Source organism: Shewanella sp. SG41-4, from assembly GCF_014164505.1.
GTDB lineage: Bacteria > Pseudomonadota > Gammaproteobacteria > Enterobacterales > Shewanellaceae > Shewanella.
The window spans coordinates 1-11,179 of the sequence record NZ_JACJFI010000134.1; the positions used below are offsets into that span (position 1 = coordinate 1).

The 11,179-nt window shown below is 41.1% G+C and carries 11 protein-coding genes and 1 pseudogene; 4 read left to right on the forward strand and 8 right to left on the reverse strand.

What is annotated here, in order from left to right:
• The coding region (locus tag H5202_RS12915; protein WP_182772430.1) for a TonB-dependent siderophore receptor at nt 1-1,047 on the forward strand (1,047 nt) is incomplete at its 5' end.
• A 554-nt stretch (nt 1,048-1,601) separates the two neighbouring features.
• Nucleotides 1,602-2,612 carry a D-alanine--D-alanine ligase gene (locus H5202_RS12920; protein WP_182772431.1) on the forward strand — a complete coding sequence of 337 codons (1,011 nt, stop codon included), beginning with the start codon at nt 1,602-1,604 and terminating at the stop codon, nt 2,610-2,612.
• A gap of 80 nt (nt 2,613-2,692) precedes the next feature.
• On the opposite strand, the gene H5202_RS12925 is transcribed toward H5202_RS12920, so the two are convergent.
• From H5202_RS12925 to H5202_RS12955, 7 genes are all read right to left on the reverse strand, one after another.
• Nucleotides 2,693-3,292 (reverse strand): cytochrome c3 family protein, encoded by a 600-nt coding sequence (locus H5202_RS12925; RefSeq protein WP_011638002.1) that lies wholly within the window; start codon nt 3,290-3,292, stop codon nt 2,693-2,695.
• A gap of 8 nt (nt 3,293-3,300) precedes the next feature.
• Nucleotides 3,301-3,771, reverse strand: coding sequence for a nitrate reductase cytochrome c-type subunit (locus tag H5202_RS12930; RefSeq protein WP_011638003.1), 471 nt, complete (start codon nt 3,769-3,771; stop codon nt 3,301-3,303).
• An 11-nt stretch (nt 3,772-3,782) separates the two neighbouring features.
• Nucleotides 3,783-6,272, reverse strand: coding sequence for a nitrate reductase catalytic subunit NapA (gene napA / locus H5202_RS12935; protein ID WP_182772437.1), 2,490 nt, complete (start codon nt 6,270-6,272; stop codon nt 3,783-3,785).
• Nucleotides 6,273-6,274: 2 nt separating this feature from the next.
• The gene (locus H5202_RS12940) at nt 6,275-6,532 is read right to left on the reverse strand and encodes a chaperone NapD (protein ID WP_182772432.1); all 258 of its coding nucleotides are present in this window, start codon (nt 6,530-6,532) and stop codon (nt 6,275-6,277) included.
• Between the two features lie 33 nt (nt 6,533-6,565).
• On the reverse strand, nt 6,566-6,724 hold the full coding sequence (locus H5202_RS12945; RefSeq protein WP_182772433.1) for a periplasmic nitrate reductase, NapE protein: 159 nt from the start codon (nt 6,722-6,724) through the stop codon (nt 6,566-6,568).
• 392 nt (nt 6,725-7,116) lie between these two features.
• Nucleotides 7,117-8,025: a class I SAM-dependent methyltransferase gene (locus H5202_RS12950; protein ID WP_182772434.1), complete on the reverse strand. Its 909-nt coding sequence runs from the start codon at nt 8,023-8,025 to the stop codon at nt 7,117-7,119.
• 38 nt (nt 8,026-8,063) lie between these two features.
• Nucleotides 8,064-9,221, reverse strand: a complete 1,158-nt coding sequence (locus H5202_RS12955; RefSeq protein ID WP_182772435.1) for an AI-2E family transporter — start codon at nt 9,219-9,221, stop codon at nt 8,064-8,066.
• A gap of 158 nt (nt 9,222-9,379) precedes the next feature.
• Between H5202_RS12955 and folX the strand changes: the two genes are divergently transcribed.
• Nucleotides 9,380-9,748 (forward strand): dihydroneopterin triphosphate 2'-epimerase, encoded by a 369-nt coding sequence (gene folX, locus H5202_RS12960; RefSeq protein ID WP_182772438.1) that lies wholly within the window; start codon nt 9,380-9,382, stop codon nt 9,746-9,748.
• An 82-nt stretch (nt 9,749-9,830) separates the two neighbouring features.
• A complete protein-coding gene (locus H5202_RS12965; RefSeq protein WP_182772436.1) occupies nt 9,831-10,730 on the forward strand; it encodes a TIGR01777 family oxidoreductase in 900 nt (299 codons plus the stop codon).
• Between the two features lie 45 nt (nt 10,731-10,775).
• Here the strand turns inward: H5202_RS12965 and H5202_RS12970 are convergent.
• Nucleotides 10,776-11,179: pseudogene (locus H5202_RS12970) on the reverse strand (LysR substrate-binding domain-containing protein); the annotation flags it as partial.

Genomic DNA, 11,179 nt, shown 5'->3' on the forward strand with positions numbered 1-11,179 from the left:
GATATTGTAGACATCACTACGATTGGTCATTACGGCTTATTTGGTCAAGATCACGAGCTGACCTTGGGATTAAGTGGTTCTCAAAGTAAAAAATACATGTACCAACACCCATTTGATTTTGCTGCGACTCCTGCATACGGGCCGACTCCAGCGTTCCCTTACGATCTCGATGCGATCCCCGAGCCTGAATGGGGCGATAAAGTGGAGTATTCAGACATCGATGTAAGCTTACTGCGCGCATATGGTTCGACTAAGTTCAATATTAATGACAGCCTATTCGTGGTTGCTGGCTTTAATGCGATTAAATATACCCGCGAAGGCATTAATAGCGGCGTTGATATCGACAACGACGAAAGCGAGTTTAGCCCTTATGCGGGTGTGGTTTACAGCATCACAGAGGATATAAACACCTATTTCAGCTATTCAGACATTTACCAACCGCAAGAGCAGTATGATTACGATGGGTATTTTTTAGACCCAACTAAAGGCGTAAATTACGAGCTTGGACTTAAAACCCTATGGCTTGATAATGATTTAATGGCCACCTTTGCACTATTTAGTGCAGAGCAAAATAACCTCGCGAGTTATGCCGGCCTTAATGCTAACGGAAATTATTATTATAAAGGTGCCAATGTCGAATCCAAAGGATTTGAAGTTGAAGTCACTGGATATATAACAGACAACCTCAATGCAGTATTAGCTTATACGCTGCTTGATGTAGAAGATGAGGATGGCGCTGAAGCAAATGAGTGGGCAGCACGAAACGTTGTTAACTTTTCGATGGATTATACCATCCCACAATTGCCAGAAGTAAGCGTTGGATTAGGCGGCAGATGGCAATCAGAAACCAAAGTCGTTGATCCTAATGTAGAGCAAGATGCCTACTTAGTGGTTAACGCTTTTGCAAGTTGGAACATTTCTGACGACCTAAACCTAAGAGCTAATATTAATAACCTCACCGATGAAAAATACATTAACAGCTTGGCCACTATCGGTTATTACGGCGCGCCTGTGAATGGTTCGGTGAACTTAACTTATCGCTTCTAAGTGGCATGAACATGCTAAAGCCAATGACTGAAATTGATGCCGTAAGCTTAAGTATTCACGTTTAATGCGTTTATTACCACACAGATATAATCAATGTGGTTGACCACGATAGCAGACATTATATTGATTGATAAAAAACCTCTTTTTATGAAAATAAAAAGAGGTTTTCTTTTTCAACATAGACACAACATTATTTACCAGCCCTACACAAATGATGGCGTTGATCTTGTCGACAGCAAAACGATATCACCTTATTACTTACTCATCAGCCACACTTGTTGGCGCTTAAAAGACTATGACAACCGAAGCCTGTGAAGCCAAAACTTGCATAGCTAATAAACATAACTGGTTCGTGAGACAATTAAGATGTGACAGCTGTTTATTATCTCCTTGTGGCTATTTAATCGACTTACCTTCTAAAATTGACCTAATTAGCTGAAATATTATTAACTCTTACTTGCGCTGTATGGCTGTGGGTCTTTATCATAAGCATTACTTTTTTAGGGCTAATCTAACTCAACTCTAGCCCATTCTTTTGTCTTTCAGGAGCAACCATGCCAAAGATTAATCTGCTGTTATTGTGCGGCGGTGGCGGTGCAGAACACGATATTTCGTTAATGTCGGCACGTTTTTTTGAGTCATCACTGGCAAAGTCAGATAAATTTTCGGTACTTAAGTTAGTACTCGATAAACACGGTCATTATCACACTGAAGACGGTAAATTATGCGACCTGACTAATCGTCGTGAAATTCGTTTTGAAGATAACAGTACGCCTGCATGGTCAGTTGATTATGTGATCCCGTGTATTCATGGTTTCCCGGGTGAAACCGGCGATATTCAATCGTATTTTAACTTAATACAACTGCCCTACTTTGGTTGTGAATCTGAAGCCTCAAGCAATTGCTTTAATAAAATCACCGCTAAAATGTGGTTTTCAGCTTTAGGCGTACCAAACACGCCTTACATCTTTTTGCACCAACTAGATGATGATGCAATCAAGCAAACTGAAACGGCATTTGAGCATTGGGGATCTGTTTTCGTTAAAGCAGCATCACAAGGATCGTCTGTGGGATGCTATAAAGTCGATGTGAAAGCCAATATCGCTAACGTACTTAAGGATGCATTTAGTTATGCACCTTACGTTGTGGTTGAGCAAACCATCCATGCGCGTGAATTAGAGGTCGCCGTATATCAATACCAGGGTGAAGTGGTTGCTACCTTACCGGGTGAGATTATTTGCGACAGTAATACCTTTTATTCATTTGATGAAAAGTACGCTACAAATAGTAAGGCTCGCACCGACGTTGTTGCTGATAAGCTAAGCCCAGAGATCACTCAGCTGATCCGTGATTACGCGGTAAAAGCCTTTAAAGGGATGAAGTTACGTCACTTGTCGCGCATCGATTTCTTTTTAACTGATGATAATCAAATCCTCTTGAATGAAATCAATACCTTCCCGGGATTAACGCCTATTTCAATGTTCCCGAAGATGTTGCAAAACCATGGCCATGATTTCACTAATTATTTAATTGATGTGATTGGCCAACAGGTTGATTTAACCTAAACAATTTTAGTACAAAATGCATAAAACAAAAGGCCAGCAAATTTGCTGGCCTTTTCTATACACTTACAATGTTAAACAGTTTAGAACCCTTCTACGCCCGCCATGTCAGGTAATTGGTGTGCAATACCTTTATGACAATCGATACAGGTTTTTTCGCCGCTAGCCAGTGACGTTGAATGCATTTGTGATGCACGCTTAGACTGGCGAGTGAAATCCATATAGTCGAAGTTATGACAGTTACGGCACTCTAAAGAATCGTTAGCTTTGAGTCGGTTCCATTCGTTTTCAGCCAAATGGCGACGCTTTGCTTCAAACTTTTCACGAGTATTAATGGTGCCGAATATTTTGCCCCACACTTCTTTAGACGCTTGCATTTTACGGGCAATTTTGTCGGTCCAGTTGTGTGGCACATGGCAATCAGGACAGGTTGCACGCACACCACTTCGGTTAGTGAAGTGAATGGTGGTTTGCAGCTCCTGATAAACGTTGTTTTCCATTTCATGACAACCAATACAGAATTGCTCACGGTTAGTCAGTTCCAGCGCGGTGTTGAATCCGCCCCAGAAAATAACCCCTGCGATAAATCCACCAATGGTTAAGAAGCCAAGGCTGTAATGGACACTCGGACGACACAGCACTTTCCACACTATTTTTAGTTGCTCAAACAATTTTGCAATCATAGTGACTCCTAGTGCTTAACTGGGGCTTTCGCCTTCATTAAGTGATCAATATCGACAAAGTCATTTTCAACTAATAACTTGGCATCTAACTGCGGTGCATGGCACTGAGTACAAAAATAACGACGTGGTGATAAATCAGCCAAGAAATTATTATCACGGTCCATATAGTGAGTCACGCTCACCATTGGAGCCTGTGAATGACCAGTACTGGTACGGGCATGACACTGGATACACTTGTTCACTTTAAGATCGATTTGATAACCATCAATCTTGTGCGGGATCACCGGTGGCTGCATTGGGTAATTACGTACCTGCTTAACATCAGTATTGATCACCGCTTGCATTGCAGGCGGTGTCGGTTCTACGTTAATTGGCGCTAAACGTAATGTGTCGATTTTGTCTTCAGGTACACTGGTAGCCATTACACTTACAGAGAAACCTAATAACGCGATAATCGATAATAATTTACCTGTTTTCATGGTCTGTCTCCTTAAGCCTTAACAATCTTTACAGCACATTTTTTATAGTCAGTTTGTTTTGACAAAGGATCTGTCGCATCTAACGTCACTTTATTAATAAGCTGGCTAGCATCAAACCAAGGCACAAACACTAAACCTACAGGCGGCTTATTACGTCCACGCGTTTCAACTCGGGTTTTAATTTCACCACGACGAGAGACAATTCTAATTTCATCACCACGGCGTAAACCACGCTTTTTAGCATCTTCTGGATGCATAAAACACACTGCATCTGGGAAGGCTTTATAAAGCTCAGGAACACGTTGCGTCATAGAACCAGAATGCCAATGCTCAAGCACGCGACCTGTTGATAACCAAATATCAAACTCTTCATCTGGTGACTCTGCTGCAGGCTCGTAAGGCAATGCGAAAATAACCGCACGACCATCTGGCTTACCATAGAACTCAAAGTCTTTACCGGCTTTAACGTATGGATCTGACCCTTCACGGAAACGCCATTTGGTTTCTTTGCCATTAACAACAGGCCAACGTAAACCGTGTTCTTTATGGTATACATCAAAGTCAGCTAAATCATGACCATGACCACGACCAAAAGTAGCGTACTCTTCGAATAAACCTTTTTGGACATAAAAACCAAAATGCTTAGCTTCATCGTTTAAATACTTAGGATCAGCATCACTTAACGGGAACTTCTCAACGTTGCCATTTTGATAAAGCACTTCAAATAAGGTTTTACCTTTGAATGAAGGATTAGCGGCTAATACATCGGCAGGCCACACTTCATCAGTAGTGAAACGCTTAGAGAATTCCATTAACTGCCATAAATCAGACTGTGATTCGCCTGGGGCTTTGACCATTTGATGCCAAAATTGAGTACGACGTTCAGCATTACCGTAAGCACCTTCTTTTTCGACCCACATTGCTGTTGGTAAAATCAAATCGGCGGCTTGAGTCGTTACTGTTGGGTATGCATCAGACACTACGATGAAGTTTTCTGGATTACGGTAACCCGGTAAACCTTCTTCGTTAATATTGGCGCCTGCTTGGATATTGTTGTTCACCTGAACCCAGTAGCAATTTAAATCGCCATCTTTTAAGCGACGGTTTTGCTCTACCGCATGGTAGCCAGGTTTCGGTGGAATAATGCCACTCGGAATACGCCAAATTTCTTCAGCATGTTTTCTGTGCTCAGGGTTAGTTACCACCATGTCAGCAGGTAAACGATGTGAGAATGTACCCACTTCACGTGCTGTACCACAAGCAGAAGGTTGACCCGTTAATGAGAATGGGCTGTTACCTGGCGTAGAGATTTTACCGACTAACAAGTGAATGTTATAAATCAGGTTATTACACCATACTCCGCGAGTATGTTGGTTAAAGCCCATAGTCCAGAATGAAGTCACTTTACGATCTGGATCAGCATACAGCTCTGCCAACTCGATAAGCTTATGTTCTGGTACACCAGACAACTTACTGACAGATTCAACATCATAATCAGCCACAAATTTAGCAAATTCGTCAAAATCAATCGGGGTAGAGTCACCCGCTGTCGCGACGTTTTTAGCTTTCATTTCTAATGGATGCGTTGGACGTAAACCATAGCCAATATCCGTGGTTCCCTTGCGGAAATTAACATGCTTTGTGATGAAATCTTTATTCACTTTGCCATTTTGGATAATGTAATTGGCAATAAAGTTAAGCATCGCCAAATCGGTTTGTGGCGTGAATACAATCGGCAAATCAGCAAGGTCGAATGAACGATGTTCAAAGGTAGACAACACAGCAACTTTAACGTGTGGTGCACTTAAACGGCGATCGGTTACACGAGTCCACAAAATAGGATGCATTTCAGCCATGTTTGAGCCCCAAAGCACAAACGCGTCAGCCGCTTCCATATCGTCATAACAACCCATTGGCTCATCAATACCGAAGGTACGCATAAAGCCACCTACCGCAGATGCCATACAATGACGAGCGTTTGGATCGATGTTGTTTGAACCAAAGCCAGCTTTCATTAACTTAACGGCTGCATAACCTTCCCATACGGTCCACTGGCCAGAACCAAACATACCAACTGCCGTTGGGCCTTTGGCTTTTATGGTCGCTTTCCAACGCTCGGCCATAGTGTCGAACGCTTTTTCCCATGTGATAGGAGTGAATTCGCCATGCTTGTCATATTTACCATCAGTCATACGCAACATTGGCGTTTGCAGACGATCACGGCCATACATAATTTTAGAAAGGAAATAGCCCTTAATGCAGTTTAAGCCGCGGTTAACTTCACTTTTGGCATCACCATGAGTTGCAACAACTTTACCGTCACGGGTGGCAACCATCACTGAACAACCAGTACCGCAAAAACGACAAGGTGCTTTGTTCCATTCTAATTTGGTTTGTTCTGAGCTAGTGATCAGGTTGCTTGCACTTGTAGGTAGTGCTAATCCTGCAACACTTGCCGCTGCGATAGCGGCATTTGCTTTCATAAAATCGCGTCTATTCATTTTCATACTTCACCTTCTTCAAGCTCTTCACTTTGGTGATACACCATGGTGGCAGTCAACACACCAGGAATTGCATTAATTGTTGAGATATCATCCATCAACGATCGTTGGCTCGGACCTTCAACCACTACAACTAACTTAACGTCATTATTAGCTGATAATTCAGCATTTTTGATGGCCATAATTTTTTGTCTTACTTCAGCCATTTTCTCAGGGTGTACTTGGACAATTAGGCTGGTTACGTGAAGTTCATTGCTCATACATCACTCTCGCATTATTTATTATTTTTAGGATTAGCCCGCGCCAGGAGGCCCAGTTAAAATTTGGCTAAACCAGATACTAAAACCCAGTGCGCTAACCAGTAATACAGATAAAATTGGGGCTAGGAAGACGGTTAAAAAGATAAATATCTTTAACTCTAAACCCTTTTTGCTTTCGGTTTCATTACTCATGGACCCTCCAAGAGTGGGGATAAAAACAACAAATCATCATCGCTTCATTGCTTCTTTATTACGACTCGGTGAATTTTATCGTTAATGCAGTAACAATCTATATACTCACAAATTGGTAAAACGAGGTTAATATGATCTAGATCATCAATTTAAATAAATCATTAGCTAGATCAGGGTTACTAAGGATAAATACCGATTAAATAAAGGATTATTTAACGATTTTTTGAACAGTTGTTTCCTTTGTTAGCATCAAGTATAAGCCACTATAAGCAACTTGCGCGGCCAAGATGTTATTAAGGGGTTAATGATGAGATATACCTTGGCATTTGTTGTAGCCATAAAAAAACCGACAGCCACATGGTTGTCGGTTTTGGTTGTAACACGAGAATAAATTAGCTGATGCGGTAACGTAATACTTTTAATGATTTCTGTTCATCAATATCGGCAAAAACGGACGGATTAGCAATTCGCTCAACATAGCTTAATTGTGGTGCGGTATTGGCAACTTGTTGCATTAAAAAATCACAACCGAGTTCAGGAGCATTTAAACACAGTAACACTTCACCTTGCGGGGCAAGCAAGTCAGGCAGACGCTTTAATAAGCGCTCATAATCTTTAGTCGCCACAAAACTGCCACGTTGATTACTCGGTGGATCTGCCACAATTAAATCATACGGTCCAAGCTTGGTTAACTTACCCCAAGACTTAAAAATATCGTGGCCTAAATAGCGCGCTCCTGCAGGTAAGTCATTTAATACATGGTTTTGCTTACCAATGCTTAACGCACCTTTACTCATGTCCATGTTGACCACTTCATCTGCGCCGCCTTGCAAAGCTACTACCGAAAAGCCGCAAGTATAAGCAAATAAATTAAGCACCTTTTTATGTTTTGCATGTTGTTTCACCCATGCTCGGCCATTGGCCATATCTAAAAATAAGCCGTGGTTTTGTCCGCGTAATAAATGGACTAAAAAGCGTGCGCCATTTTCGGTCACAATATGTTGCTCTGGCACTTCGCCATGCAATAACTCACTGAATGTTTGACCACCGTGACGGTATTGATAAACCAAATTAAGTGTTTCTGTTGGTCTTTGCTGCTGCCAAAGTACCACTATAGCGGCCACTAATTCATCGAGTTGCTCGCTTTCGAGCATTTTAAAACTAGTGAGTAATAATACCGGCTTATACCAATCTAAACATAGGTGTTCATCGCCCGCGAATAAACCGCCACGACCATGAAATAAACGGCAAACATCATCACCGAATGTCAAATTAGGGATTACTTGTAAAAAACGCTTCATACACTCTCTTAATTCAATAAACTAAACATTTATTCGGGTTAGGCATCGGTAGTTGATGATTTGTCTTTGCCATCATTATTTACGAGGCTCTCACTGCCATTATTGATATCAGACTCAATCGCCGCAGTTGGTTCATCATCATTAGCCGTAGATTCATTGATCGTTTCTTCAACATCATCCGATAATAAAATTGCCAACCAACTACCCGACTCACTCGACTCTAGACCGATTTTAACAATCATGGTTAAGGGTACCGACAGCAACATACCGACAGAACCTAATAACCAGCCCCAAAAAATTAATGATAAAAATACCACTAAGGTAGACAAGCCTAAACCTTTCCCCATAAAGCGCGGTTCAACCACATTGCCCATTACCATATTAGTTCCCACATACAGTAAACCTGTAATGCCTGCGGCACCTGGCCCCATTTGAATAAAGGCTAATAGCACTGCGGGAATAGCAGCAATAATGGATCCAATATTGGGAATATAGTTAAACAGAAAAGCAATCACAGCCCATAACAACACGTAATCAACACCAATGATGCTCAAACCAGCACCAATAATCACTGCAGTGGCCAAACTGACTAAGGTTTTAATCACCATATATTGATTAACTGAGTTTAAAAACTTATCGATTTGCTTTAAGCGCATGTCTGGATCATCTAACGCTAAATGAAACTTTTTAGGCATAGATTGGGCTTCAAATAACATGAACACGATAGTCAAAATAATCAGAAATAAATTGGCCATCACATTGCCAACACCAGACAACATATTGGTGGTCATGGATAGCGCCATGCCCGGGTCAAAATAGTCGAGGACTTTTTGTTTCGAAATCTGAATATTAAAATCTTGAAGCTTTTCAATAATCCACGCAAATTGTTCTATTAACTGCTGCCTATAAACTGGCATTTGTTTAGAAAACTCATTCACTGAACTGCCAACCAAACTGGCCAACCAAAGGCCCATTAGCACTATGAAGGCCATTAGCAAGATGATTGATAACCATTTGGGAATACGAAAACGCGACATCAATACAATGGCAGGATTACAAATTACCGCTAAAAATGCAGATAATACAAAAGGCACCACGATTGGACTGGCCGTTTTAATTCCCGCTAAAATAATCACTACACAGGCCATCACCACAAAACTACGGACAGCCATAGGCGATTGTTGTAATCCTTTCATAGAACTAAAAATCCTTATTATTGCTTATTAAAATGATTCTATATGCTAAGCTAAACTCAGTAACATATTGCAAACTAAGTTAAAATTTATTGTCGATTCATATATCGGTTGATGACAATATTGGCTTACAACTACTTTTAGGGATCCACTCACTCAATATGAAACCAGAAACCGCTATTATACGCATTAAAAACTTACGTTTACGCACCTATATCGGCATTAAAGAAGATGAAATCAATAACCAACAAGATGTCATCGTCAATGTGGTCATCCATTATTGTGCCGACAAAGCGAGAAACAGCAACAATGTTGCCGATGCGTTGAATTATCGCACCATTACTAAAAATATCATTGCCTTGATTGAAAATAATCGTTTTTCCTTACTCGAAAATCTGACAAATCAAACCCTCGCTATTGCCAGTGAGCATGATTGGGTTGAATTTGCCAGTGTAGAAATAGATAAACCCCATGCACTGCGCTTTGCAGACTCAGTGTCGATGGAATTATGCTATCAAAAAACGCAGTAACAGGCATGTTACGTGCAGAATTTGTGATCATTTTATAAGGTTACCATCGTATATTGTTCTAATGAGTAGAGGGGGAGTTTAGATGAGAATATTAATCACTGGTGCAACTGGATTTGTTGGCAAACGCTTAGTTAAATCGCTTGACGATCACCAACTGATCATATTGACGCGTAATGTTAATAGCGCAAAAAATAATCTTGGCAGTCATCATCAATACTGGCAAACCCTTACTGATAAACAACATCTTAACGATATTGATGCAGTGATCAATCTTGCGGGCGAACCAATAGTTAGTAAACGCTGGAGTAACAAGCAAAAAAAACTGATATGCGACAGTCGTTGGGACATCACCAAAGCCTTAACTCAGCTTATTAGTAAAAGTACTACCCCGCCTCATACGTTTATTAGCGCCTCAGCAATAGGTTACTATGGCAGACAAGACCAAATCCCTGTTGATGAAACAAGTGATTTTCATGAAGAATTTAGCCATGATATATGTCAAAAATGGGAAGACCTTGCACTACAAGCCCAGTCACCACAAACCCGAGTGTGCATTACTCGCATAGGTATTGTGCTTGGGAAAAATGGCGGCGCATTAGCAAAAATGTTACCCCCCTTCAAGCTGGGTTTAGGCGGTCCAATAGGTAATGGCGAGCAAGGAATGAGTTGGGTTCATGTTGATGATTTACTTGGAATCATTCACTACTTACTTAGCAACACAGATTTACAAGGCATCTATAATGCTACCGCACCTCAACCTGTTAGCAATGCTGAATTTGCTAAAGCATTAGGCGGTGCGTTAAATCGTCCAGCTAAAATAACCACGCCACCATTGGCCTTAAGACTGGCAATGGGTGAAATGTCTGAGTTGCTCACTACTGGCCAATTTGTCTTACCTAAACGGGCTTTAGCAGCAGGTTTTGAGTTTCAATACACTGATATCAACAGCGCACTACAACACATTATTAATTCAAAGAGCTAACTCACTGAGCTGATTCAGGGAGCTAATTCACCGAGCTAAAGAGTATCACTTCACCAGCTGTCTAATTTTGTCGATTATGGGTCCATAACGACGTGCAAGTGGTCGATGTTTTTTGTAAATGATGAATAATGGCTCACTGACTACCACATTGTCTGCTTGCTCAGTGGCGAATGATGCGATACGGATATGCTGTGGTTGGGCAAAATTATCCACTGCAAATTGTGGTAGTACAGCAAATGCGAGCCCTTTAGCCACAGGAACAAGAATTTGGTTCAATTGATTAACGTAACTTCTTACAGGCACTTGTAACGCTAATGCCTGTTTGTCAGTAAAATACTGGCTAACTATTTGCGACCAATAATGCATTGCATCTGGATGACTGACCATTCCAAGTTCCATGAGTTGTTCAAATGTAACCGATTGATGTGGGTACGACTGAGGTAACAACA